The organism is Gordonia sp. NPDC003376 (assembly GCF_053589235.1).
The window spans coordinates 318,324-343,574 of the sequence record NZ_JBSFRM010000004.1; the positions used below are offsets into that span (position 1 = coordinate 318,324).

A 25,251-nucleotide genomic window follows, 5' to 3' on the forward strand; every position below is an offset into this window, starting at 1 on the left:
GGGCGCTGTGGCACGGGGAGGCGCTGTGGCATGGGACGGCGTTGTGGCACGGGCCCGGCGGCGGTTGTCTAGCGGTAGTTGACGAACTGCAGGGCGATCCCGAAGTCCTCGCCCTTGAGCAGTGCGATGACGGCCTGGAGGTCGTCACGCTTCTTGCTCGACACCCGCAGCTCCTCACCCTGGATCTGCGCCTTGACCCCCTTGGGGCCCTCGTCGCGGATCTTCTTGGAGATCTTCTTGGCGTGCTCGGAGTCGATGCCCTGCACGAGGCTGCCGGTGATCTTGAACTGCTTGCCGGAACCGACCGGCTCGCCGGCGTCGAACGCCTTGAGGGAGATGTCGCGACGGATCAGCTTCTCCTTGAACACCTCGAGGCCCGCCAGGGCCCGCTCCTCGGCATCCGAGGTGATGACTATCACCTCCTCGCCGGACCACGCGATGTCGGTGTTGGTGCCGCGGAAGTCATAGCGCTGGGACAGTTCCTTGGCGGCCTGGTTGAGGGCGTTGTCGACTTCCTGGCGGTCGACCTTGCTCACGACGTCGAATGATGAATCAGCCATGCCCGACAGCATAGCCGCGTGCGGTTGCCCCGCGACGACCCTTCTGACCAGCTGGTTTGCATTCGTGGGCGGGGGGCGTTGTATTGTTCTCAGGCGTTGATCGAACGGAGCTCACGAGCCCCGGAGGATCAGCACGGCAGGTTGCCCGAGCGGCCAAAGGGAGCGGATTGTAAATCCGTCGCGCAAGCTACATAGGTTCGAATCCTATACCTGCCACTACGTGGTTCTCGTCGTCCGCGACATGCCCCGAAATCGCCCCGAACAGGCGATTTGGAGCCCAGACGGTCGAGTGTGTAACCTCGTAAAGGCTCTCGGGCCGGGAAGCATCAGCCAGATGTGCCCACACCGGGAATCGCCCCCTTAGCTCAGTCGGCAGAGCGTTTCCATGGTAAGGAAAAGGTCGACGGTTCGATTCCGTCAGGGGGCTCGCTGGACTTGGATACCCGGTTCGGGTTTTTCAAGCCGCCATGGCGGTGTAGCTCAGCTGGTTAGAGCGCACGACTCATAATCGTGAGGTCGAGGGATCGAGTCCCTCCACCGCTACACAACTGCAGCGCCCGCAGCGGCTCGGTGAACACGGGAGCGCGAGCGAGACAAACAGCAACCCGTGAAAGAAGGACACAGTGGCTTCCTCAACCGATGTGCGGCCCAAGATCACCTTGGCCTGCGAGGTGTGCAAGCACCGCAACTACATCACCAAGAAGAACCGTCGTAACGATCCCGATCGCCTCGAGATCAAGAAGTTCTGCCCGAATTGCGGCAAGCACCAGGCGCACAAGGAATCGCGCTGACCTCAGGGTCGGCGTTTCCGACACAGAGACAACACGTACGGACCGCCTCCACGAGGCGGTCCGTACGCGTTTTCCCCAGTGATGGGTGACAGGGTGGCCTCACCGGCGCGGACCAGCCCTCGACCACGGACACGGCCACAGCCCGGCCGGAGCGAACGCAGGTAAGGAGCCCAGCATGTCGCAGATCACCGATGCCGAGATCCAGGAACGGATCGCGGCACTCAAGAACGGCGTGAAGCTCACCCCGGAAGAGATCGCCGAGCACACCAAGGAGATGGTGGGCTACAACTACACCGTCGACGACTTCTACGAGGTCGGTCGCGAAGAGGTGCGCAAGCATGCGCGTGCGGTGCAGGACGACCATCCGATGCACTGGGACGAAGAAGCCGCCAAGGCGATGGGCCACCCCGGGCTGATCGCCGCCCCGACCTTCGTGTCGGTGCTCGGCATCATCGCGCAGCGTCGACTCTTCGAGGACATCGTCACCGGCTACGACCTGTGGCAGATCATGCAGACCGATCAGCGACTGGTGTTCCACAAGCCGATCACCGTCGGTGATCGACTGATCTGTGACGTCTCCCTCGACTCCTTCCGGCAGATGGCCGGCACCGACGTGATGGTCACCAAGAACGTCATCTGGAACCAGCACGACGAACCGGTCATGACCACCTGGACCTCGCTGGTCGCCCGCCCGGCCGTCGAGGTCGATCCGGAGGTCATCGACGAGCTCGAGCACGTGATGATGAAGGTCGACCGCGAGCCGACCCTGCCCAAGACCGTGCACGGGCCGTTCGACCGCTACCACCAGCCCGACCCGGTGGTCGATCCCAAGCCGTACAGCGCGATCGGCTTCGACGATCTCGAGGTCGGCCAGGAGCTGCCGCCGCTCACCAAGACACTGACCCGTGGCAACCTGGTGAACTACGCCGGCGTGGCCGGCGATCCCAACCCCATCCACTTCTCCGACGAGGTGGCCAAGGTGATCGGGATGGAGACCGTCGTCGCGCACGGCATGCAGACCATGGGCCTGGGTGCGTCGTTCATCAGTCGGTTCGTCGGCGATCCGGCCGCGATCTTCGAGTACAACGTGCGGTTCACCAGCCCGGTGTACGTCTACCCGGACACCTATGCGAACGTCGACTTCACCGGCAAGATCAAGTCGCTGGACCCGGCGACCCGTCGCGGGGTGATCGCGATCGTCGCCAAGCAGGGCGACCGCAAGATCTTCGGTCGCGCGCTGGCGCACGTGCAGTTCAACTGACGACGCGTCTCATGCCGTCGGTCGGGTGATTCGGCTGCGGACGGTGAACGCCGCGCAGCCGATCACCGCCAGGCCGCCGACGGTGAGGGCCGGGGTCAGCGCCTCACCGAGAAGCAGCACCGACCAGCCGACACTGAGGACCGGCTGCACGAGCTGGGTCTGTGACACGGTGGTGATCGGCCCGATCGCCAGGCCGCGGTACCAGGCGAAGAAGCCGAGGAACATGCTCACCGCCGCGAGGTAGCCGAAGGCCGCCCACTGACCGGTGGTGGCGTGCGGGGGATGGGCGACGACGTCGGCGCCGGCCACCACGGTCATCACCGGGGCGGCCAGCACGAGTGCCCAGCAGATCGTCTGCCACGATCCGAGTTCACGCGACATCCGTCCGCCCTGCGCATAGCCGATCGCCGCGGCGGCCACGGCACCCGCGAGAGCGAGATCGGCGACACCCCCGCCGCCGACCGACCCGTGGGCGAGCACGGTGAACCCGGCGGTGACGAGGACTCCGGCCGTCGCTCCCACCCAGAACCGCGGGCTGGGCCGTTCGCCGGTGAGCAGTACCGCGACGACAGCGGTGGCCGCGGGCAGCACCCCGATCACGACCGCCGCGTGCCCGGCGGACACCTGCGGCAGGGCCATCGAGGTGAGCAGCGGGAAGCCCGCCACCACGCCGACCGACACCGGGAGCAGCCCGACGATCTGGCGCGGGGTGGGTGGGCGCACGCGACAGACCACGAGGACGGCGACGGCGAGCAGGGCTGCGATCACGGCCCGGCCGGCGCCGAGCTGGACCGGGGTGAGACCGGTGCCGCCGTCGTGCCGGACGGCGATCGCGGTGAACGGCACGGTGAACGAGAACGCGACGACGCCGAGCAGACCCCACCCGATCCCCGACGACAGCGGGGGACGCGATGGCGCGGTGCCGGCCGCTGCCGATCGTGTCGATCGAGGCGGTATCACCGAGTCCGGCGGTATCACCGAGTCAGACTGAGCGATAGCGCTACTATTGTCATTCATGTCCGACGATAGCAGTGAGCGCATCGCACGTCACCTGCGTTCGGTGGCCGCCGACCGCGGCCCCGGCGCCAAACTGCCGTCGACGCGTGAGCTCGCGGCGAGGTTCGGTGCGGGGCCGGTCACGGTGCAGCGTGCGCTGGCGCGGCTCGTGGCCGAGGGGATCGTCGAAACACGCTCAGGTGCAGGAACATTCGTTCGGCGAGCGCAACGCTCCGCGGTGACCGGTGATCTCTCGTGGCAGACGGCCGCGCTCGGGCCGGCGCGCGGCGGGACGTCGCCGGTGGGTTCGACGATGCGCACCGTCCCGCACGACACCATCGCGCTGCACGGCGGTTACCCCGACACCTCGCTGCTACCGATGCGCGAGATCGCGAGCGCTTTCGCGAGGCTGACGCGCGGTGGTGGCCACGCCGATGCGTTCGCTCGACCGCCCACCGCGGGGTTGCCGGATCTGCGCCGCTGGTTCGTCGACGACCTCGCCGCCGACGCCTGGCGTGACACCGATGCGCTGATCACCTCCGGTGGGCAGGCGGCGCTGGTGGCGACGTTCGGGGCGCTCGCGCGTCCCGGTGACGCGATCGTCATGGAGTCGCCGACGTACTGGGGTGCGATCGCCGCGGCCCGGCAGGCCGGGCTGGTGATCGTGCCGGTGCCGCGGACCGAGGGAGCGCCGTCGGCGGCCGACCTCGACGCCGCCTTCGCGTCGTCGGGCGCGCGGCTGGCCTACGTGCAGCCGAATTTCGCCAACCCGACCGGCGACGTCTGGACCGCCGCCCAGCGGGACGAGGTACTCGACGTGGCCCGTGCCCATCGCACCTTTCTGGTGGAGGACGATTGGGCGCACGACTTCGCGATGGACGTCACACCTCGTCCGCTGGTGTGCGACGACACCGACGGGCACGTGATCTACATCCGGTCGCTCACCAAGAGCCTGTCGCTCACCGTGCGGGTGGCCGGGGTACTCGCCCGCGGCCCGGCCCGCGCACGGATCGGCACCGCGCTGACCGTCTCGGATCTGTACGTTTCGCCGGTGCTGCAGGCGGTGGCCCTCGACGTGGTCAGCCGCCCCGCCTGGCGCGCCCACCTGCAGCGCATGTCCCGGGCGCTGCAGGTGCGTCGGGATGCGCTGGTGTCGGCGCTGGCGATGGGGGCACCGATGATCGAGGTACGGGCGGTTCCCCGCGGCGGGCTGAATCTGTGGGCGGCGCTGCCGGGACACACCGCCGACGGCACCCCGACCGATCCGGTTCTGGTGGCCGCCCGTGCCCTGGCGCAGGGGGTCGCGATCTCGCCCGGACCGGAGTGGTTTCCGACCGAACCGACCGGTCCCTTCGTGCGACTCAACTTCTCGGCGTCGGGACCGGAACGCTACGGCGAGGCGGTGGCGATTCTCGCCGCGGCGGTCGATCCGGTGTGATCCGAGGGTATCGGGGGGCTGTGACCAGCGTCGGGGCGTCGCGAGTCGGGGCGTTTTGGGTTACGTGGGTGAGGTGATCTACACTGAAGTGTCTCGATTGATCTTGACTTGCGCGCTACCCCAAGGGTGGCGCGTTGGTTTTGTCGGAGGACCGCACTCGGCCGTAGGGTTGGGAGGGTTCCGTAGGGTGGATCGGGACAGGTGGTCGCACGAAGGGACGGGAGTGATCCCGAACCGGGCGGTGACCGCAGAGGGGCGTAGCTCAACTGGCAGAGCAGCGGTCTCCAAAACCGCAGGTTGCAGGTTCAAGTCCTGTCGCCCCTGCCCTGGAGAGGGCACACGTTGACGAGAGGAACCTCGAAGGTGAGCAAGCGAGACCGGGCTGCCCGCGCCAAAGACGCCGGACAGGACGTCACGGCTTCGGCCGCCGACGAGCTCGAGGTCTCCGACGACACCGCCGCCGACGCGGCCGAGGGCACGGAGTCCACAGAACTCCGGCCGACCGGTAAGCGCTCGGGACGGGGCCGTCGCTCGGCAGCGTCTGCCTCCGACACCGCCGATGACGACACCGCTTCCGCAGCCGGGACCGCGGTCGCCGTCAAGGAACGCAAGAAGAAGGCGTCGCCGGAGGAGAGCCGGAATCCGTTCGTTCGGATCTGGCTGTTCCTTCAGCAGGTCGTCTCCGAACTGAAGAAGGTCATCTGGCCCACGCGGCGCGAGATGATCACCTACACGGTGGTCGTGCTGGTGTTCGTGGTCATCGTGACCGCCTTCATCTTCGGCATCGACATCGCTTTCGCCAAGGGCGTCCTCTGGCTGTTCGGCTAGCGGCTCATCACGGTGAGTCGTCCGGTCGGGCGTAGACGACGTCGACCGGAACTGTGAGAAAGAGGAGCGTGGGCAGCGTGAGCACCCCGGACAACATCGAATCGGCCGACGAGGCCGTCGTGGACGAGGCGATCTCCGCAACCGTCGACGAGACCGAGGACTCGGACGTCGAGGCCCTGGCCGACGGCACCGACGACGACATCGAGGACGACTCCGACGAGGATGTGGACGACTCCGACGAGGATGTGGACGACGAGGACGACTCCGACGACGAGGAAGACTCCGACGAGGAAGCCGTCGAAGCCGAGGCCCCGGCCGAGCCCGTCGAGGAGGATCCGGTCGAGGAGCTGCGCAAGCAGCTGCGTCGCGCTCCCGGTGAGTGGTACGTCGTGCACAGCTATGCCGGCTACGAGAACAAGGTCAAGACCAACCTCGAGACCCGTGTCCAGAACCTGGATGTCGGCGACTACATCTTCCAGGTCGAGGTCCCGACCGAAGAGGTCACCGAGATCAAGAACGGCCAGCCCAAGAAGGTCAACCGCAAGGTGCTGCCCGGCTACATTCTGGTGCGCATGGACCTCAACGACGAGTCGTGGGGCGCGGTCCGTAACACCCCGGGTGTCACCGGCTTCGTCGGTATGACCAGCAAGCCGTCGCCGCTGAGCCTCAACGAGGTGATGCAGTTCCTGATGCCGCGCACCGAGGCCAAGAAGCCCGCGAAGGCCGCATCGGTCGGCGAGAGTGTCGAGGCCGCGGCCGCCGCCGTCAGCGCCACCATCGAGGTGGACTTCGAGGTCGGCGAGTCGGTCACCGTCATGGACGGCCCGTTCGCGACCCTGCCCGCGTCGATCAGCGAGGTCAACGCCGAGCAGCGCAAGGTCAAGGTGCTCGTCTCGATCTTCGGTCGTGAGACCCCGGTCGAGCTCGGATTCAACCAGGTCGAGAAGATCTGATCGGCGCCTGACGACAGTCCCAGGCCACCCCGTGGCCGACGTTCACGGGCCACTCTGTGGCCGGGGACAACCAGACTTCCACGCCTCCAGCGGACGTGGATCAGCAAGGAAACAACCAAGGAACACAGATGCCTCCCAAGAAGAAGAAGCTCGCCGGGATCATCAAGCTCCAGATCCAGGCAGGCCAGGCCAACCCGGCTCCGCCCGTGGGTCCGGCGCTCGGTCAGCACGGCGTGAACATCATGGAGTTCTGCAAGGCGTACAACGCGGCGACCGAGTCGCAGCGTGGCAACGTCGTGCCGGTCGAGATCTTCGTGTACGAAGACCGCTCGTTCGACTTCAAGCTGAAGACCCCGCCCGCGGCGAAGCTGCTGCTCAAGGCCGCAGGTCTGCAGAAGGGCTCCGGCGAGCCGCACGTCAAGAAGGTCGGCAAGGTCTCGATGGACCAGGTCCGCGAGATCGCCAAGACCAAGGCCGAAGACCTCAATGCCAATGACATCGACCAGGCCGCGAAGATCATCGCCGGTACTGCTCGGTCGATGGGTATCACGGTCGAGTGAGCTTGCGAACTCGCAAGTAACACCGAGTGAGCTTGCGAACTCGTAAGCACACAGAGTTTGATCCAAACATTTTTCAGTGTGGGAGGGCCGGCTCGGTCCGCACCACCAACTCGCTGTGGTGATCACGGCGGAGAAGGAACAGAGCGATGAGCAAGAAGAGCAAGGCCTACCAGGCCGCGGCCGACAAGGTCGACAAGTCCAAGCTCTACAGCCCGCTGGAGGCTGCTGAGCTGGCCAAGGAAACGTCGTCGACGAAGACCGACGCGACCGTCGAGGTCGCGATCCGGCTGGGTGTCGACCCCCGTAAGGCAGACCAGATGGTTCGAGGCACCGTCAACCTGCCGCACGGTACGGGTAAGACCGCCCGCGTGATCGTGTTCGCCGTCGGCGACAAGGCCGCCGAGGCCACCGCCGCCGGTGCCGACGAGGTCGGCGCCGAGGACCTGATCGAGAAGATCCAGGGCGGCTGGCTGGAGTTCGACGCAGCGATCGCCACCCCGGACCAGATGGCCAAGGTCGGTCGTATCGCCCGCGTCCTGGGCCCGCGTGGTCTGATGCCGAACCCGAAGACCGGCACCGTCACCACCGACGTGACCAAGGCCGTCAACGAGATCAAGGGCGGCAAGATCAACTTCCGCGTCGACAAGGCAGCCAACCTGCACTTCGTCATCGGCAAGGCATCGTTCGGTGCCGAGCAGCTGGCCGAGAACTACGGTGCGGCGTTCGACGAGATCATGCGTGCGAAGCCGTCCGCGGCCAAGGGCCGGTACGTCAAGAAGGTGACCGTCTCCACCACCACCGGCCCCGGTATCCCGGTCGATCCGGCGGTGACCCGCAACTTCGCCGAGGCCCCGCAGGCCTGAGCGTCGTGAACATGTGAGACCGCGAAGGGCCCGACACCACACGGTGTCGGGCCCTTCGTGCATGATCGGACCATTCGCCCTGCGATCGGGCGATGGACACCTCTGGAGGTCGGTAGTGCGCACACGTCGGGTCCGCAACGTGCCCGTGTCCGTACTCGTGGCGGTTCTCGTGGCGCTGGTGGTGTCTGTCGCCGGCTGCGGCAGTTCCGGCCAGGGTTCGGGGTCGTCGTCGAGCACCGTGGCGGCGTCGGATGTCGCCCGGATCGTGTCGCTGAGTCCGACCGGCACCGAGATGCTCTATGCCGTGGGTGCCGGAGACCGCGTGGTCGCCGTGGACGATCAGTCGGACCATCCGACGAATGCACCGCGGACCTCGTTGTCGGGGTACACGCCCAACGTCGAGGCGATCCTCGGATACGACCCCGACCTCGTGGTGCTCTCCGACGACACCAACGACGTCGTGGCCGGGCTGGAACGTGTCGGTGTGCAGGTGCTCCAACTCCCCGCCGCCACGACCCTCGACGACACGTACGCCCAGATCGAGAAGGTCGGCGCGGCGACCGGTCGTGAGGCGAAGGCCGGCGAGGTGGTCTCGTCGATGCGCACGCAGATCGAGGAGATCGTGCGCAGCGTGCCCGAGCGTGAGGTGCCCCTCACCTACTACCACGAGCTCGACGACACGTATTACACCGTCACCGACGACACCTATATCGGACAGATCTACCGGATGCTCGGATTGACGTCGATCGCCACGGGCCAGAACGGGTATCCGCAGCTGTCGGCGGAGTACATCATCGAACAGAACCCGCAGGTGATCTTCCTGGCCGACGCCCAGTGCTGCGGGGTGACGCCGGAGAAGGTCGCCGCGCGCCCGGGCTGGGGTGATCTCCGAGCGGTGACCGACCACGACGTGTACGTCCTCGACGCCGACATCGCCAGCCGGTGGGGGCCGCGCATCGTCGACTTCATGCGGTCGGTGGCGCAGTTCGTCGCGGGCATCGACACCCAGCGGTGACCCGTCGCGACGTCGTCGTCCTGGTCGGGGCGGTGGCCGTCCTGCTCGGCGCGTGCCTGCTGGCCGTCATGGTCGGCCCGGCCGGGCTGTCGGCGAAGGGTGTGCTGCTCGACCTGCTGGACCGGCTGCCGCTGGTGGACGTCGAGTCCGGGCTGTCGGGCAGGCAGCAGACCATCCTGTGGGAGGTGCGGATGCCGCGGGTCGCGCTCGCGGCGCTCGTCGGGATGATGCTCGCCGTCGCCGGTGCCGCCTATCAGGGTGTGTTCCGCAATCCGCTCGCCGATCCCTATCTGCTGGGCGTGTCCAGTGGAGCCGGACTCGGGGCGACGATCGCCATCGTCGCCGGTGGGGTGATCGGGTCGGCAGGCGTGCCGGTGGCGGCGTTCGTCGGCGGGCTGATCGCGGTGGCCGCGACCTATGCACTGGGCAGGACGGTCGGTGGGGTGCGGTCCGAGGTGGTGATCATCCTCGCCGGTGTGGCGGTGGCGGCGTTCGCCACTGCGATCCAGACCTTCCTGATGCAGCAGCATGACGACACCCTGCGGCAGGTGTACACGTGGATGCTCGGTCGACTCGCCACCGACGGATGGGACGACGTGGTGACCGTGCTGCCGTATGTGGTGGTGTGCGTGGTGATCATCGTCGCGTCGGCGCGGATCCTGGACGTGATGGCGGTCGGCGACATCGAGGCGTCGAGCCTGGGCATCCGGCCGGAGCGGGTGCGGCTGGGACTGGTGTGTGTGGCCACGCTGGGGACGGCGGCGGTGGTGTCGGTGAGTGGCCTGATCGGATTCGTGGGCATCGTGATCCCGCACGCGGTGCGGATCCTGGTGGGGCCGGGACATCGGTTGTTGCTCCCGCTGTCGATGCTGGTGGGCGCGGCCTTCCTGGTGCTCGCCGACGTGGTGGCGCGGACGGTGATGACACCCGCGGAGTTGCCGATCGGAGTGGTGACCGCCGCTATCGGGGCACCGTTCTTCCTCGTGGTGCTGCGGCGGACCGGACGGGGGACGAGCTGATGACCGGTGATCGCGGGGCGGGCGAAGATCCCGGTGCCGCTCCGGGTGCCGGTGCCGGTGTGCGGTGCCGGGGGCTGTCGGTGGTGCGGGGCACGGTGCCGGTGCTGCACGAGATCGATCTGGAGATCGCGCAAGGGACCTGGGTGTCGCTTGTCGGGCCCAACGGGTCGGGCAAGACGACGCTGCTGCACGCACTGGCCGGGCTGGTCGCGGCCACGGGTGAGATCGAGGTCGCCGGGGTCGCACCGGGCCGCAGCCGCCGGCGGGCGGTCGCACGGTCGGTGGCACTGATGCCGCAGCGTCCGGTGGTGCCCGAGGGGATCACCGTGCGCGCGCTGATCGCGCTGGGGCGGACCCCGCACATCGCACGGTTCGGGGACGAGACCCGACACGACCGCGAGGTGATCGACGACATCATCGCCCGGCTCGACCTGGAGGAGCTCGCAACCCGTCCGGCGACTGCCCTCTCGGGCGGTGAACTGCAGCGGGTGGTGCTCGCGCGGGCGCTGACCCAGCAGCCGCGCGTGCTGCTGCTCGACGAACCGACCAGCGCCCTGGACATCGGTCACCAGCAGCAGGTGCTCGACCTGGTCGACTCGCTGCGTACCGAGCGCGAATTGACCGTCCTGGCCGCCATGCACGACCTGACGTCGGCGGCCCACTACGGGGAGCGGCTGGTGTTGCTGCAGCGGGGGCGGATCGTCGCCGACGGAGCGCCGTCGGAGGTGCTCACCGAGGAACGCATCGACGCGGTGTACGGGGCGCGCGTCGAGATCCTCCACCGTACCGATGGACCGGCGGTGTTGCCGTTGCGGTCGTGGGGTTCACGGGGCTCACAGGGTTCACCGCGGCCACCGGATGCCGGGTCATGTCTGCCGGAGACGGAACCGGACGCCTGACCGGCGTCCGCACGTCGGGTGACCTCCTATCCCCAAAGGGATAGGGAGATCCCACCAATTGCGGTTACCTGCGTCACACCTCACTTGAAACCATTGCATCACAAGGCAATCAGCCGTGATCAATCAATCGAGGAGACAGCTGTGGGCTACTTCAAGGACGCCGAAGAACTCGACACCTACATCGGCGGGGTCTTCCGGGACGCGGGTGACCACCCGGAGTCGGGGCCCAGACTCAGGGCCGCCGACATCATCATGCGCGTGCTCTACAACGACCCCGACTGCGAGGTGACCATCGCCTTCCGCGACGACTACCAGGTCATCACCGGACCGACCGATCTCAAGCCCGACATCACGCTGCTCATGCGCGGTGACACCGCCGATCAGTTCTGGCGCGGCGACTACAACCTCGCGGTCGGTCTGGCCAAGGGTCAGGTCAAGGCGAAGGGTCCGGTCAACAAGATCCTCAAGCTGGTGCCGCTGACCAAGCCGCTGTTCCCGATGTACCGCGAGAAGGTGGCGGCCAAGGACGCCGAGGTGACCGCGTGAGCACGATGAAGGCCGCGGTGCTGCGCGCACCGCATGTGGTCGAGGTCGTCGACGTGGAGATCCCGTCCATCTCCGAGCCCACCGACATGCTGCTCAAGGTCGAGAAGACGGCCATCTGCGGCACCGATCTGCATCCCTACGAAGGCCGCCTGGAACTCGAGTCCGACATCATCCTGGGGCACGAGTTCCTCGGCACCGTGGTCGAGGTCGGCGACGCCGTCACCCAGTTCGCGCCGGGTGACCGTGCGGTGTCGTCGTGTGTGGTCAGCTGCGGGGCGTGCTATCAGTGCCGGCGTCATCAGCCGGGCAACTGTGCCGGCAGTCGGATCTTCGGTCTCGGCCTGGCGCTGGGCGACCTCGACGGCGGACAGGCCGAGTACGTCGTCGTCCCGGCTGCAGATCTCACCGCCCGCGCGATCCCGGAGGGCGACGACACCGACGACGAGGACATCCTGTTCGCCGGCGACATCATGACCACCGGTCACGAGGCGGTCGCCCGCGCGATGCGGGCGGGCGACATCGTCGCCGTCGTCGGCGCCGGTCCGGTCGGCTTGTGCGCGGCGATGTCGGCGGTGGCGCTCGGTGCGAGCAAGGTCATCGTGGTCGACAGGGTTGCGGCACGGCTGACCGAGGCCGAGAAGTTCGGCGCCATCGGCGTGAACTCGAGCGACGTCGACGGCACCGACGCGGTGCTCGACCTGTCGGACTGGCGGGGCGCCGACGTCGTCGTCGACGCCGTCGGCCATCCCTCGGCACTGCTGGCCGCGATCCCGTTGTTGCGTGCCGGCGGAACGCTCTCGATCCCCGGCGTGTACACCGAGGACTCGATCGACGGATTCCCCTTTGCCGAGCTCTACCTCAAGGGCGTGAAGGTGGAGATGGGTGTCAGTCACATCACCGAGTACATGGACGAGGTCATCGGATTGACGACCGCGGGCAAGCTCCATCCGAGCGCGATGATCTCCCACCGCATGGGCCTGTCCGAGGCAGCCGACGCCTACAAGCTCTTCGAGGCCCGTGAGGCCATGAAGATCATCCTGGATCCGTCGAGGTAGACACATGACAAGTATTGACGTGCAACACTTTACACTGCACATCGGCGGCCGGTCCGTCGACACCGACGACTCGATGACCGTCGTCAATCCCGCCGACGCCTCGGTGGTGGCGACGGTGGCGAAGGGAACCGCGGGCCACATCGACGACGCGGTGGCAGCCGCGAAGGCGGCCTTCGAGTCGAGGGTATGGGCCGGCAAGACCCCCCAGGAGCGGGCGACGATCATGCGGGCCATCGCCGACGCAGCCAACGACCAGATCGAAGAACTGGTGGAGCTGGAGATGTCGGCCAACGGTGCCACGGTGCGGCAGGCGACCGGTTTCCACATCGGATATGCGTTGGCGCACTTCACCTTCTTTGCCGATCTCGCCGACACCTACCGGTTCGTCCGGCCCGCACCCGTGGTCACCTTCCCGGCGCTCGCGCAGAGCGTGGTGCACCGTGAACCCTTGGGTGTCGTCGGTGCGATCGCGCCCTGGAACTTCCCGCTGCTGTTGACCCTGTGGAAGGTGGGACCTGCTCTGGCGGCGGGTAATTCGGTGGTCATCAAACCCGACGAGCACACCCCGCTGTCGATCCTGCGATTCGCCGAGATCGCCGAGGCCAACGGGCTGCCGGCCGGAGTGCTCAACGTGGTGACCGGGGACGGCCGCGACGCGGGAGCACGGTTGGCGAGCCACCCCGACGTCGCCAAGATCGCCTTCACCGGATCCACCCAGATCGGCCGGGAGATCATGAGACTCGCGTCGGGAACGGTGAAAGAGGTGACCCTCGAACTCGGGGGTAAGGGGCCATCGATCGTCCTCGACGACGCCGATCTCGATCTCGCCGTCGACGGTGTGCTCTACGGCTGTTTCACCTACTCCGGCCAGATCTGCGAATCGGGGACGCGGGCGATCGTGCCGCGAAGCCTGCACGACGAGTTCGTGTCCCGGCTGGTGCGGCGAGCGAGCACGATCGCCGTCGGCGCACCCGATGACTGGGACACCGACATGGGCCCGGTCATCGACGGCAGACAGCAGGCCCGGATTCTCGCCTACATCGACGAGGCGATCGATGCCGGCGCGCGGGCGGTGATCGGTGGCGGAGTACCCGAGGGCGAGCAGTTCGAGCGGGGCTACTGGGTGGCGCCGACGATCCTGACCGACGTCGACAACTCGATGACGGTGGCCAGGGAGGAGATCTTCGGACCCGTCCTCGCGGTGATCCCGTACGACACCGACGAGGAGGCGATCGCGATCGCCAACGACAGCGAGTACGGGTTGGCGTCGAGTATCTGGACCACCGACAACGGTCGCGGACTGGCCGTCGCCGAACAGGTGCAGACGGGCAGTGTGTGGATCAACGACGCCCACCAGATCAACGCGCAGGTGCCCTTCGGCGGCTACAAGCAGAGCGGTGTGGGCCGCGAACTCGGGCCCGACGCGCTCGATGCGTACACCCAGGCCAAGGCGGTCCACGTGGATCTCTCCGGTGGTCGCGACGCCAAACCTTACGACATCCTGCTCAGTCACGCCGACGACTGAGTACCCCCGATCGAGCACCCGAACCAGAACAGGACCACACATGTCGACAACTTTCGATGACACCGAACTGAGTTTCGACGACGACGACGGTGACGTCGTCCCCAGCAACGACGTCGCGGTGACACGCGAGTACCACCCGGTGGAAGTCTCCTCGGACGCGTTCTGGGATCAGGATGCCCCGGAGCGGGAGAAGACCTACGCGGTGCTGCGGGAGACCGCGCCGGTGACCTGGCAGCGTCCGATCGAGACGTCGGTCGTGCCCGATCCCGATGATCCCGGATTCTGGGCGGTCGTCCGGCACGCCGACATCAGCGAGGTGAGCCACAACACCGACGTCTTCGTCTCCGGCTACGGGGTCATGTTCGACCTGCTGCCGCCGATGCTGCTGGAAATGGCGATGTCGTTCCTCGCCATGGACAATCCGCAGCACGACAAGATTCGCAAACTGGTCAGTGCGGCGTTCACCCCCAAGCAGATCCGCAAGATCGAGGACGACATCGCCCGCCGGGCGCACCGCATCGTCTCGGCGGTGGCCGATCGGGACGAGATCGACTTCGTCGCCGACATCGCGCGGCACCTGCCGATCGAGATGTACGGCGACATGTTCGGTATCCCCGAGGACCGGCTGGTCGCGGTCGGTCATGCCGCCGACGAGATCACCGCGTGGGCAGATCCGGTGCTGCTGGCCGGGCGTGACCCGGCGGAGGTGCAGACCGAGGCGGCGCTGTTCATCCACGACCTGGCCGAGGAGCTGATCGCCGACCGGCGCGAGAACCCCACGAACGACCTCCTGACCAACCTGGTACAGGCCGAGGTCGACGGGGAGAAGCTGACCGACTTCGAGATCGGTGCGGTGATGACGCTGTTCTCGGTGGCCGCCACCGACACCACACGCCACACCACGAGTTTCGCGGTGAAGGCGCTGACCGACTTTCCCGAGCAACGAAAGTGGTTGTGGGAAGATCTCGAGGGCCGCCTCAACCAGGCGATCGAGGAGTTCCTGCGTTATGGATCGGTGGTGCTGACCTTCCGTCGTACCGCGGTGGCCGAGTACGAGCTCGGCGGTCAGCAGATCCTGCCGGGCGACAAGGTCGTGATGATGTACGGGTCGGGCAACTGGGACGCCGAGGTCTTCGAGAACCCCGACGCCTTCGACCTGACACGCAACCCCAATCCGCACGTCGCCTTCGGTGGCGGTGGTGTCCACTACTGCTTGGGCAACCAGTTGGCGAAGTCGATGATGCGGTCCCTGTTCCGGGAACTGCACCGGCAGATGCCGGACTTCGTCGCCGGTCAACCGACGCTGATGCGCACCAACTTCATGCGCGGCGTCGTGGAGATGCCGTTCTATCCGTACGGGAGGAAGTGATGTCGGTGACGACGTCGGGCTGCCGGATCAAGGTGGACATGGGTCGGTGCTCGGGGTTGGGCCTGTGTGAGGCCGAGGCCCCCGGTCACTTCGAGATCGGTGACGACGGGCAGCTGACGGTGCTGGCCTTCGACGTGACCGAACGCGATCGGGGCGAGGTCGAGGCCGCGGTGCGTTCCTGTCCGACACAGGCGATCACGATCGAGGACTGAACGGTGGGTATCGATCACCTGGTGGTGGTGGGCGCCGGACTCGCGGGCATTCGTGCCTGCGAGTCGGCGCGCCGCGAAGGGTATCGGGGCGCACTCACCCTGGTCGGGGCGGAGGAACACCTACCCTACGATCGGCCGCCGCTCTCCAAAGAACTCCTGATGGGGCAGGACGAACCATCGATCCCGGAATTGCGTGAGCGTGGCTTCCTGGTCGACGAACTCGGTGTCGAGGTCCGCACCGGTGCGCCGGCACTGGGGCTCGACGTCGAGTCGCGCACGCTTGCGACCGCGGCCGGCGACATCGGTTACGACGCACTGATCATCGCGGTCGGAGCGCATGCGCGTCGGCTTCCCGGTGCCGATGGGGTCGGCGGGATTCACACGGTACGGACCTTCGCCGACACCCGGTCGATCTGGCGGGCCCTGCGGTCGTCCGCGCGCGTGGTGGTTGTCGGTGCCGGATTCATCGGTGCCGAGGTCGCCTCGGCGGCGAGGAGGTTGGGGTTGGCGGCGACGATCGTCGAGGCCGCTCCGGCGCCGCTGACGCGGTCACTCGGCGTCGCGGGTGGTTCCTTGTGCGCAGATCTGCACGCCGCCAACGGAACCGAACTGATCCTCGGGGTAGGGGTGGAGGGGTTCCGGACCGCGGGAACCGGGTCGAATGTCACCGGTGCCGGGAGAGGGGCGAGCGGGCCGCATGTCACCGGTGCCGGGAGCGGGGCGAGCGGGCCGCATGTCACCGGCGCCGGGAGCGGGGCGAGCGGGCCGAATGTCACCGGCGCCGGGAGCGGAGCGAGCGGGCCGCATGTCACCGCGGTTGTGCTTTCGGATGGCCGGGTGCTCGAGGCCGATCTCGTGGTCGTCGGCGTCGGCGCGATTCCGTCCACGCAATGGCTGGCCGATTCCGGTGTGGCACTGAATGATCGCGACGGTGGCGTGGAGTGCGACGAGTACCTGGCCGCCCTGGGTGTGGACGGGGCGCCGATCCCGGGGGTGTGGGGGGCAGGTGACGTCGCCCACTGGCCGAATGGGTTGTTCGACCGCCGCATGCGGCTCGAACACTGGACGAGTGCCGCCGAGCAGGGAGCGATGGCGGCACGTAATGCCTTGTCGGACAGTCAACTCACCGCGTATCAGACCGTCCCGTATTTCTGGTCGGACTGGTACGGGGTGCGGCTGCAGTTCGTCGGGGTGCCGCATACCGACCAACTGGTGGTGCAGCACCGGGTCGACAAGACCGGTGGAACCGTGGTGCTGTACCGCGAGGCAGACACGCTCGCCGGCGTTCTGACCATCGGCCGGCCGGACCTCATCATGAAGTACCGGCGACTGGTCGCGCAGCGGGCATCGTGGGCGGACGGGGTGGCGTTCGGTGCCGATCGGTGTTGTTGACGTGAACGTTCGCGCGTGCCGCCGGTCACCCGTTCTCGTTGAACCAGATCGCCGCCGTGGCCTCGGATCGATTGGCGGCCTGGAGTTTTCGCAGGACATGCTTCACGTGCTGTTTGACCGTCCCCTCGGAGATCACCAGTTCTCGGGCGATCGCACCGTTGGTGCGTCCCTGGGCGAGCAGCGCCAGCACCTCGTGCTCGCGCGAGGTGAGGCCGGAGTCGGCGATCCGACGCGAGCGCGTGACCCGAAGTCCGGACGTGCCAGGGGCGTCGGCGAATACGGGTTCGTCGTAGTCGGCGGCGATGCCGCGTCGTATCGTGACGGTGTGCGCCTCGTCGGCGGTGTGTCCGAGCGCGTCGGTGAGCGACTGGAGTCCGCTGCGCAGCGTGCTCAGCTCTTCGCTCATCCGAGCACGGCTGAGCGCGAGCCGCAGGCTCTGCGCGAATCCCATGAGCAGCTGACAGTCTTCCCCGGTGACATCGCCGTTCTGCCGGTACTTGTCGGCGTGCAGCAGCCCGACCACACGGCCCTCCGACACCAGCGGTGCGGCGACATACGATCGCGACAGGGAGACCTCGGCGATCGGTCGGTTCACCCGGACGTCGTCCTGGACATCGGTGACGAGCAGGCCTTCGCGTCGGCGGACGATCTCGGTCTCGTGGATCTGCGTGCCCAGGACCTGGGGGTGTCGGCGACCGGCCTGGTTGATCGCGTCCGACCAGTCGGGCTGGTCGGGGACATAGGCGCACTCGGAGGTCCAGATACGGCCGTCGACGCGGGAGATGATCGCGCGGTGGAAGCCGAGATCGCAGATCAGGCGCGGGGCGAGGGTGACGAGCTCCTCGGTGTTGCACGGAGCGGCCTCCAACCGGGACACGACCTCCGCGAGTCGCGCTGGGACACCGGTGCTGTCTGCCAGTCGGTCGACGAGGAGTGTGTCGACGGTCCGGAGATTGGCCAGAGCAGCGCTCAGCTCGGGGGACAGCTGGTCGAGGTCGGTGTCGAGAACTGCCGCGAGATCCGACCACGCTTGGTGCAGAAGGTGTTTGACCGGGATGAGACTCCGGTCGGACTCGTCCACGTGCTCACGCAGTGCGGCCAGGATCTCGCGCGTGTCGACGAGCGGCCCTGCATCAGAGGAGGTGGACGCCTTCGCTCTGACGATGTGGTGCATTCCCGAGACTCTAGCAAGATGTGTCGTCGATCACACGATCGGCCACGACGAAAGGAAATCCATGTACCCCGGAATCCATGCTGTCGCATCCGCCGACAAACCTGCGGTCGTCGTCGGGCACACCGGCGAGACCCTCACGTACGCGGACCTCGATCGTCGCTCGATCCAGCTCGGCAACGCGCTCCGCTCGGCGGGTTTGCGCGACGGTGATGTCGTCGCCCTGCTGAGCACGAACAACGCCGAGGTCTTCGTCGTCTACTGGGCGTGCCTACGCAGCGGACTGTATCTGACACCGGTCAACACCCATCTGTCGCCCGAGGAGATCGCCTACATCGTCGATGACTGCGGTGCACGGGGTCTGATCGTGTCGAGCGATCTCGCCGAGTCGGCTGCCGCAGCGCGTGTCGGATGCACCGCGGTGGAGGTGGCGCTGTCGTTCGACCCCGATCATGGTGATGGTTCCCTCGTCGACGGGTTCGCCGACTACGAGGACTTCGTGGCGAGCGGCTCGAGCACACCCGCCGCAGATGAACGTCGCGGCAACGACATGCTCTACAGCTCCGGGACCACCGGGCGTCCGAAGGGTGTCAAGCCGCCCCTGCCGGATCGGCAGGTCGGTGATCCGGGTGATCCCTACGTGATGGTCTTCGGCGGCACCTACCAGATGAGTGCCGACACCGTGTACTTCTCGCCGGCGCCGCTCTATCACGCGGCCCCGCTACGTTTCGGGATGATCACGCAGAGCCTCGGCGGCACGGTCATCACCGTCGACAAGTTCGACGCGCAGCAGTGTCTCGAGCTGATCGAGCGGTACCGGATCACCCACACCCAGTGGGTTCCCACGCATTTCGTGCGCTTGCTGCGGTTGCCGGCCCAGGTGCGCGAGCGCCACGACGTGTCGAGCCTGACACATGCGGTACACGCTGCCGCTCCGTGTCCGCCCGAGGTCAAGAAGGCGATGATGGACTGGTTCGGTCCGATCCTGCACGAGTACTACTCGTCGACCGAGGCCAACGGCATCACCATGGTGGATCCGCGTGAATGGCAGACCCGACCCGGCACCGTCGGGCAGGCGAAGCTCGGTGTCCTGCACATCTGTTCCGACGAGGGCGTCGAGTTGCCGGTCGGGGAGTCGGGCACGGTGTACTTCGAGCGCGAGGCCGTGCCGTTCAGCTATCACAACGATCCGGAGAAGACGGCGTCGGCGCAGCACCCCGACCATCCGACATGGACCACGACCGGCGACATCGGCTATGTCGATGCCGACGGTTACCTGTTCCTCAACGACCGCAAGGCGTTCACCATCATCTCCGGTGGGGTGAACATCTACCCGCAGGAGATCGAGAACTGTCTGGCCCTGCACCCTGATGTCGACGATGTCGCCGTCGTCGGGGTGCCCGACCCCGAGTACGGTGAGCGGGTGCTCGCGGCGGTCACACCCGCTCCGGGCGTGGTCGGCAGTGACGAGGTGGCGCAGCGACTGCAGGACTTCGTCCGGCGACATCTCGCCGGGTACAAGGTGCCGCGGGAGTTCCGCTTCGTGGCCGACCTGCCCCGCACCCCCACCGGAAAGCTCGTGAAAGGTCCTCTGCGGCAGAGATTCACCGAGGACGGGGCTGCTGTGTGAGTACCGCCGTCGCACCCATCGTCCGGGAGGCCGAGGTGTCGGCCGGGATGCGCCGGGTCTGCCACGCGATGATGCCGGATCTGGACGGGATCGCGGTCGAGATCAGCCGGGCGGTACTCACGCGGGGCGGCCACGAACCGGTGGACGAGGCGTCGGAGTACTTCGCCGTGCTGGTCAGGTCGACCTGTGTCAACGTCGGGACCTTCCTGTCGACGCTGGCATGCGGCGTGCCACCGAGGTCGGTGAGTCTGTCCGACGGGGCGATCGAACTCGTGGATCGGATCGCCAGTGACCCGTCCGGACTGCCCGAACTGATCCGGACGTATCAGTTGGGTGCGGCTGCGACGTGGGAGTGTTTCGCCGGCCATGCCGAGCGTGTGATCGCCGACCGGGAACTGCTCGCCCGGTTGACGATTCCCGCGAGCAGACATCTCGGTGAGTATCTCGACCACGCGGTGCAGTGTCTGACGGCCCGGTGGGAGGAGCGGGTCCTCGAGGCCGTCCGGACGGGGCATCGCAGGCAGATCGTGCTCGCCGCGCTGATGCACGGTGAACACGTGGACCTCGATCTGCTCGACCATCCGATCGACGGTCACCACGTGGCCGTGGCCTGTGGCGGGCGGTTCCGGGCCCAGTGTGTCGGGCGACTGGGCGACCGACTGCGTCATCGTGTCCCGGGATCCCGCGTGGTCGGCGTGGCCGACGTCGAGGGGGCCGACATCCTCTGGCTGTCGGGCGACCAGCCACCCGACCCCGACATTGTGGCGAAGGAAGCGGTCACCGAGACCGGTGGGGAATTCCTCGGCATATCGGGTGTCGCCTCGGGCCCGGCCGGCTTCGCCACGGTCGGGCGCGAGGCGGTGGACACGTTGCGGGTCCTGACCCGCACGAATGGCGCGGCGCATGTCGCGACGTTCCGGAGCGTGGCGGTGAGTGCGACCCTGGCGGCCGACGACGCCCGGGCGCAACGCCTCGCCCGGGTCGTCCTGGGGCCGCTGTCCGCGGCGGACGGTGAAGCGCAGCGGCTTCGTGCGACCCTGCGCTGCTACTTCGCCTGCGGCGGAAGCAAGGCCGCAGCGGGGGCGGTGCTCCACCTCCACGAGAAGACGGTGGCGTATCGACTCCGACGGGCGGCCCGGATCCTGGGTGTGTCGATCGAGGCCGACCGGTTGAACCTGGAAGCGGCGCTGTCGGTTCTCGCCGAACCGTCGGGGTCGTGACGCCGATCCCGCGGGGGGATCGGCGCCGGCCTGTGCGAAGGCCTCTAGGCCGGGACCGCCTGTCCCAGAACGGCATCGCGGTGTGCGGTGAGCCACTCTTCGAGCCGGCGTGCACGCCGGCCGGTCAGATACTCGACGATGTCGGACTTACGCCAGACCGTCTCGTTGTCCTGCTCGAACTGGAAGTAGTGCAGGTAGTACTCGACCGCGTCGTCACTACCGATGTAGGCACGTAGCCCGTCACCGCAGTGGCGTTCGAATGCCTCGTCCGTCCCGTCGTACTCGATCGGCACGCCGAGCACCTCGGTGGCGAGTTGCGCGACCTCGTCGAAGCGCATCACGTCATGGCCGTTGTCGAGGTGATAGATCTGGCCGATGTGGCGTGCGTTGTCGGACAACAGGATCGATGCGGCACACTCGCCGGTGTCGGTGGTGTCGAGGAAGGCCATCCGTCGATTGCGGGGGACGACGAGTGTGCGGTGCAGCTGGATCGGGGCCGCGAAGAACGTCAGGAAGTTGTCCATGAAGTAGGCTGCGTTGTTGATGTAGGTGATCGGCAGCCCGCTCGAGTCGAGCACGGCACGGGCCTTCAGGTGCTGGACCGCCGTGCCTCCGCCGTCGAACTCGATCAGTGCCTTGGGGACTCGGTCGAGGGTCATGCCGATCGGGTCGGCCACGAGGCGCACCAGATGCCGCAGTCGGCCGTGATGGCGGGCGGCCGCGACGACATTCGTCATCGCGGTCTGCTCGTCCATGAAATCCGGTGTGACGACGAAGCATCCGTCCACCTCGTCGAATGCGGTGACCAGGCTCGGCAGGTCCAGGTAGTCGGCGAGGACGACCTCGGCGCCGGGAAACTTCGCCTGCAGCACCGGAATCACCTCCGGCTTGCTGGTGACCAACCGGAGTGAGGTGGTCGGCGAGGTCCGGGCGATGAGCTCGGCACATGGACCGCCGATGTGATTGTTGGCCCCGAAGACGAGAACTCTGTTCAGTGCTTGTTTGGGCAGGGATACATCCATGATCGATTTCCTGTCTGTGCTCAGCTCCACACGGCTGTCGTGACCGGTTGACCCCCGGTGGTTCGAGAATCGGCTCACTTCGGCGCGTTGACCAGTACGGACGCGGAGCAACTCGTACTCCCCGGATGTGGGTCCCCCGGGTGCCTTCCCGAAGTCGCACCGGGCACCGCGCTGCGGCGGTAGCGTGTGCGACGTCACCAGATCGCGGGCCCGGAGGAAGCATGGCACTGAGGGAAGTCGAGTTCACGTCGAGCAACGGACGGGACACCGTCTACGGCTGGATCTATCAGCCGGTGCGACCGGCCCGCGGGATCATCCAGCTCGTCCACGGTCTGGGCGAGCACTCCCGACGCTACCTGCCGCTGATCACCGAGCTGCTCGACGCCGGATTCGTGGTGGCCGCCGACGACCATGCCGGACACGGGAAGACGGCGATGACCTCGGGGGTGTGGGCCGACGCCGGAGACCGCGCCGATCGGGTCGTCGTCGACGACGAACGCACCCTGCGCCATCTGGTCCGTCAGCAGTACCCGGATCTGCCCTACATCGTCTTCGGACATTCGTGGGGGTCGATGATCGCGCGGGGGCTGGTCGGTGACGACAGCGAGTCCGTCGCGGGGCTGGTGTTGTGCGGCATCGCCGCCGGAATACGGGGTATCGACGAACTCCTCGACCGGACGGCACTTGCTGCCGAGACCGATCCGGCGGCTCCCGCCGACGCGTCCTATGTGGTGTCGATGTTCGACGGCTTCGTCTCCCGCTACGGACCGGGAGCGGGGCCGACCGCGTGGGTGGCCCGCGATCCGGATGTCGTCGCCGATCACGCGATCGACCCGCTGAACAACTTCGGTGCACCGATGTCGGTGCGGTTCCTGCAAGGGTTCGTGGACCTCTACGACGAGGTGAACGACGGGGACTGGTACCCGAGCGTCCGCGCCGATCTGCCGGTGCTGATCCTCGCCGGCGACGCCGATCCCGTCACGAATTATGGTGAGGGCGCCTACCACGTCGCCAACCGGCTGATCGAGACCGGCCATCCCGATGTACGGACCCGTGTCTTCACCGGTTTTCGGCACGAGGTGCACAACGAGCCGGAGATCAGGGACGAGGTGACAGCCGAGATCGTGGCCTTCGCGGCCCGTTGTGCCGAGGGGAGCTGACATGTGCCGGCCGGTGGGGAACCCATCGGCATGAAGGTGGTGTTGCTCGGAACGGGCTCGGCCGATGGCTGGCCGAATCCGTTCTGCCGGTGCGACTCGTGTCGTGACGCGGTGCGGAACGGCGAGATCCGCGGGCAGACCGCGGCCCTCGTCGACGACGTGCTGATGCTGGACCTCGGCCCGGATGCACCGGGAGCCGCGGCGCGTCAGGGACATTCACTGTCCGCCGTGCGCCACGTGCTGGTCACGCACGCTCATTCCGATCATCTCGGGCCGCAGGCACTGCTGAGTCGGTCTTGGGTGACCGGACTCGACCCGCTCGAGGTCTACGGTCCGGCCGACGCACTCGAGGTGTGCCGGCCCTGGGTGGGGCCGAACGACCCGGTGCGGCTGATTGCGGTGTCGGCCGGGGACCGGCTGCGTGTCGGGGAGTACGACGTGCGGGTACTTCCGGCGCAGCACACCGTCTTTCGCGAGGGTGATGCTGTGTTGTACGACGTCACCGGCCCCGACGGGACGCGCATGCTGTGGGCGACGGACACCGGGGTGTGGCCGACCGACTGGTATGCGGCGGTGGACGATGCGCGGTTCGATGCAGTGTTCCTCGAGGAGACGTTCGGCGATCGGGGCGAGCTGTCGGTGGGACATCTCGGGCTGGCGGGTTTCGCCGAGGTATTGGGGGGATTGCGGTCGGTGGGGGCGGTCGATGATCCGTGTGACGTCGTCGCCGTGCACCTCGGGCATCACAATCCCGGCATTGTCGGGCTACGAGAACGGTTGGCGGCGCTGGGTGCCCGGCCCGGTGTCGACGGGGAAGTGGTGATGGTCGGCGGTGGGGCGGTCGGCGATCACGCGGCCTCGTCGCGGACGCTCGTTGTCGGGGGAGCGCGGTCGGGCAAGTCGCGGTATGCCGAACACCTGATGGGTGGGCATGCGGCGGTCACGTATGTGGCGACCGGCGGTATCGGCACCGACGATCGGGAATGGGCGGAGCGGGTCGCGCGGCATCGGGCGGATCGGCCGTCGTGGTGGGAGACGATCGAGACCGATGACCTCGTCGGGGTGCTGCGATCGTCAGGGAGTCCGCTCGTGATCGATTGTCTGGGAACATGGTTGACAGCCCGACTGGACGCGCATGCGGTGTGGTCCGGAGGTGACGTCGCGGTGGTGGAGGCCGACGTCGAGGAGTTGGTGTCGGCGTGGCGGGACTGTGCGGTTCCGGTGGTCGCGGTGAGCAACGAGGTCGGCAGCGGTGTGGTTCCCGAGTCCGCGTCGGGCCGATTGTTCCGGGATCTCTTGGGGCGGTTGAATGCCGCGGTGGCGCATGAGTCGGATTCGGTGGTGCTGATGGTCGCCGGCCAGGCGGTGGTGGTGCGGGAAGGGGCCCGCCCTGGTCGGAATTCGACTCCCGGGTGACGGGGTCACCCGGGAGTCGCCGAGGGAGCGTTCCGGTCTGGGGAGCCCCATTCGACACGCCTCGTCGCTACGCCCGTCGTCGGCTCAACCATCAACGGCTGGTTGCTGATTGAGCCGGGACCGAGCGAATCGAGGAACCCCCGAACGCTGATTGAGCCGGGACCAAGCATCGCGACGACCCCCTGAACGATGATTGAGCCGGGACCGAGCGAAGCGAGGACCCGTGTCGAAATCTCCGCAGCCCGCGTCGGGTGCGTAGCCACCTGCGAGGTGGCCGCGCCGGCGAGTACGGCCGACAGAGGTTTCGACACGTCTCGTCGCTCCGCTCCTCATCGGCTCAACCATCAACG

24 protein-coding genes and 4 tRNA genes are annotated in these 25,251 nt (G+C 67.3%); 24 read left to right on the forward strand and 4 right to left on the reverse strand.

What is annotated here, in order from left to right; all coding sequences use genetic code 11:
- Positions 1–68: 68 nt before the first annotated feature.
- Positions 69–560: a YajQ family cyclic di-GMP-binding protein gene (locus ACWDUA_RS07085; RefSeq protein WP_449750301.1), complete on the reverse strand. Its 492-nt coding sequence runs from the start codon at positions 558–560 to the stop codon at positions 69–71.
- 135 nt (positions 561–695) lie between these two features.
- Here ACWDUA_RS07085 and ACWDUA_RS07090 point away from each other — a divergent pair.
- The 5 genes from ACWDUA_RS07090 (at position 696) to ACWDUA_RS07110 (ending at position 2,612) form a co-directional block, all read left to right on the forward strand.
- Positions 696–776, forward strand: a tRNA-Tyr gene (locus ACWDUA_RS07090).
- 138 nt (positions 777–914) lie between these two features.
- A tRNA-Thr gene (locus ACWDUA_RS07095) sits at positions 915–987 on the forward strand.
- Between the two features lie 42 nt (positions 988–1,029).
- A tRNA-Met gene (locus ACWDUA_RS07100) sits at positions 1,030–1,103 on the forward strand.
- 80 nt (positions 1,104–1,183) lie between these two features.
- Positions 1,184–1,351, forward strand: a complete 168-nt coding sequence (gene rpmG, locus ACWDUA_RS07105; protein ID WP_003929651.1) for a 50S ribosomal protein L33 — start codon at positions 1,184–1,186, stop codon at positions 1,349–1,351.
- Between the two features lie 175 nt (positions 1,352–1,526).
- Positions 1,527–2,612, forward strand: coding sequence for a fused (3R)-hydroxyacyl-ACP dehydratase subunits HadA/HadB (locus ACWDUA_RS07110; RefSeq protein ID WP_449750302.1), 1,086 nt, complete (start codon positions 1,527–1,529; stop codon positions 2,610–2,612).
- A gap of 9 nt (positions 2,613–2,621) precedes the next feature.
- Here ACWDUA_RS07110 and ACWDUA_RS07115 read toward each other — a convergent pair whose 3' ends face one another.
- Positions 2,622–3,590, reverse strand: coding sequence for a DMT family transporter (locus ACWDUA_RS07115; RefSeq protein ID WP_449750303.1), 969 nt, complete (start codon positions 3,588–3,590; stop codon positions 2,622–2,624).
- Between the two features lie 37 nt (positions 3,591–3,627).
- Between ACWDUA_RS07115 and ACWDUA_RS07120 the strand changes: the two genes are divergently transcribed.
- From ACWDUA_RS07120 to ACWDUA_RS07190, 15 genes are all read left to right on the forward strand, one after another.
- Positions 3,628–5,046, forward strand: coding sequence for an aminotransferase-like domain-containing protein (locus tag ACWDUA_RS07120; protein WP_449750304.1), 1,419 nt, complete (start codon positions 3,628–3,630; stop codon positions 5,044–5,046).
- 251 nt (positions 5,047–5,297) lie between these two features.
- A tRNA-Trp gene (locus tag ACWDUA_RS07125) sits at positions 5,298–5,370 on the forward strand.
- A 39-nt stretch (positions 5,371–5,409) separates the two neighbouring features.
- On the forward strand, positions 5,410–5,874 hold the full coding sequence (gene secE, locus ACWDUA_RS07130) for a preprotein translocase subunit SecE (protein ID WP_449750305.1): 465 nt from the start codon (positions 5,410–5,412) through the stop codon (positions 5,872–5,874).
- A gap of 77 nt (positions 5,875–5,951) precedes the next feature.
- The gene (gene nusG / locus ACWDUA_RS07135) at positions 5,952–6,827 is read left to right on the forward strand and encodes a transcription termination/antitermination protein NusG (protein ID WP_449750306.1); all 876 of its coding nucleotides are present in this window, start codon (positions 5,952–5,954) and stop codon (positions 6,825–6,827) included.
- Positions 6,828–6,955: 128 nt separating this feature from the next.
- Positions 6,956–7,387 carry a 50S ribosomal protein L11 gene (rplK, locus tag ACWDUA_RS07140; RefSeq protein ID WP_053778837.1) on the forward strand — a complete coding sequence of 144 codons (432 nt, stop codon included), beginning with the start codon at positions 6,956–6,958 and terminating at the stop codon, positions 7,385–7,387.
- Positions 7,388–7,533: 146 nt separating this feature from the next.
- Positions 7,534–8,250, forward strand: a complete 717-nt coding sequence (gene rplA, locus ACWDUA_RS07145) for a 50S ribosomal protein L1 (protein WP_449750307.1) — start codon at positions 7,534–7,536, stop codon at positions 8,248–8,250.
- A 115-nt stretch (positions 8,251–8,365) separates the two neighbouring features.
- Positions 8,366–9,265 (forward strand): ABC transporter substrate-binding protein, encoded by a 900-nt coding sequence (locus tag ACWDUA_RS07150; RefSeq protein WP_449750308.1) that lies wholly within the window; start codon positions 8,366–8,368, stop codon positions 9,263–9,265.
- Positions 9,262–10,284: a FecCD family ABC transporter permease gene (locus ACWDUA_RS07155; protein WP_449750309.1), complete on the forward strand. Its 1,023-nt coding sequence runs from the start codon at positions 9,262–9,264 to the stop codon at positions 10,282–10,284. Before ACWDUA_RS07150 ends, ACWDUA_RS07155 begins: the two co-directional genes overlap by 4 nt.
- Complete coding sequence (locus tag ACWDUA_RS07160; protein ID WP_449750310.1) at positions 10,284–11,183, forward strand: ABC transporter ATP-binding protein; 900 nt, start codon at positions 10,284–10,286, stop codon at positions 11,181–11,183. The genes ACWDUA_RS07155 and ACWDUA_RS07160 overlap by 1 nt, the downstream gene beginning before the upstream one ends.
- A 141-nt stretch (positions 11,184–11,324) precedes the next feature.
- Positions 11,325–11,729 carry a hypothetical protein gene (locus ACWDUA_RS07165; protein WP_449750311.1) on the forward strand — a complete coding sequence of 135 codons (405 nt, stop codon included), beginning with the start codon at positions 11,325–11,327 and terminating at the stop codon, positions 11,727–11,729.
- Between the two features lie 5 nt (positions 11,730–11,734).
- Positions 11,735–12,784: an alcohol dehydrogenase catalytic domain-containing protein gene (locus ACWDUA_RS07170; protein ID WP_449750342.1), complete on the forward strand. Its 1,050-nt coding sequence runs from the start codon at positions 11,735–11,737 to the stop codon at positions 12,782–12,784.
- A gap of 4 nt (positions 12,785–12,788) precedes the next feature.
- Positions 12,789–14,309 (forward strand): aldehyde dehydrogenase family protein, encoded by a 1,521-nt coding sequence (locus tag ACWDUA_RS07175; protein ID WP_449750312.1) that lies wholly within the window; start codon positions 12,789–12,791, stop codon positions 14,307–14,309.
- 40 nt (positions 14,310–14,349) lie between these two features.
- Entirely contained in the window at positions 14,350–15,678 is a 1,329-nt protein-coding gene (locus tag ACWDUA_RS07180) for a cytochrome P450 (RefSeq protein ID WP_449750313.1), read from the forward strand.
- Entirely contained in the window at positions 15,678–15,890 is a 213-nt protein-coding gene (locus ACWDUA_RS07185) for a ferredoxin (RefSeq protein WP_449750314.1), read from the forward strand. Before ACWDUA_RS07180 ends, ACWDUA_RS07185 begins: the two co-directional genes overlap by 1 nt.
- A 3-nt stretch (positions 15,891–15,893) precedes the next feature.
- Positions 15,894–17,282, forward strand: coding sequence for an NAD(P)/FAD-dependent oxidoreductase (locus tag ACWDUA_RS07190; protein WP_449750315.1), 1,389 nt, complete (start codon positions 15,894–15,896; stop codon positions 17,280–17,282).
- Between the two features lie 25 nt (positions 17,283–17,307).
- Here the strand turns inward: ACWDUA_RS07190 and ACWDUA_RS07195 are convergent, their stop codons facing one another.
- Complete coding sequence (locus tag ACWDUA_RS07195; RefSeq protein ID WP_449750316.1) at positions 17,308–18,456, reverse strand: LuxR C-terminal-related transcriptional regulator; 1,149 nt, start codon at positions 18,454–18,456, stop codon at positions 17,308–17,310.
- 61 nt (positions 18,457–18,517) lie between these two features.
- On the opposite strand from ACWDUA_RS07195, the gene ACWDUA_RS07200 reads away from it, so the two are divergent.
- Positions 18,518–20,083, forward strand: a complete 1,566-nt coding sequence (locus ACWDUA_RS07200) for an acyl-CoA synthetase (protein ID WP_449750317.1) — start codon at positions 18,518–18,520, stop codon at positions 20,081–20,083.
- Positions 20,080–21,303, forward strand: a complete 1,224-nt coding sequence (locus tag ACWDUA_RS07205) for a PucR family transcriptional regulator (RefSeq protein WP_449750318.1) — start codon at positions 20,080–20,082, stop codon at positions 21,301–21,303. Before ACWDUA_RS07200 ends, ACWDUA_RS07205 begins: the two co-directional genes overlap by 4 nt.
- 44 nt (positions 21,304–21,347) lie before the next feature.
- On the opposite strand, the gene ACWDUA_RS07210 is transcribed toward ACWDUA_RS07205, so the two are convergent.
- Positions 21,348–22,325 carry an NmrA family NAD(P)-binding protein gene (locus tag ACWDUA_RS07210; RefSeq protein ID WP_449750319.1) on the reverse strand — a complete coding sequence of 326 codons (978 nt, stop codon included), beginning with the start codon at positions 22,323–22,325 and terminating at the stop codon, positions 21,348–21,350.
- Between the two features lie 221 nt (positions 22,326–22,546).
- On the opposite strand from ACWDUA_RS07210, the gene ACWDUA_RS07215 reads away from it, so the two are divergent.
- On the forward strand, positions 22,547–23,485 hold the full coding sequence (locus ACWDUA_RS07215) for an alpha/beta fold hydrolase (RefSeq protein ID WP_449750320.1): 939 nt from the start codon (positions 22,547–22,549) through the stop codon (positions 23,483–23,485).
- 30 nt (positions 23,486–23,515) lie between these two features.
- The gene (locus ACWDUA_RS07220) at positions 23,516–24,901 is read left to right on the forward strand and encodes a bifunctional adenosylcobinamide kinase/adenosylcobinamide-phosphate guanylyltransferase (protein WP_449750321.1); all 1,386 of its coding nucleotides are present in this window, start codon (positions 23,516–23,518) and stop codon (positions 24,899–24,901) included.
- Positions 24,902–25,251: the final 350 nt, after the last annotated feature.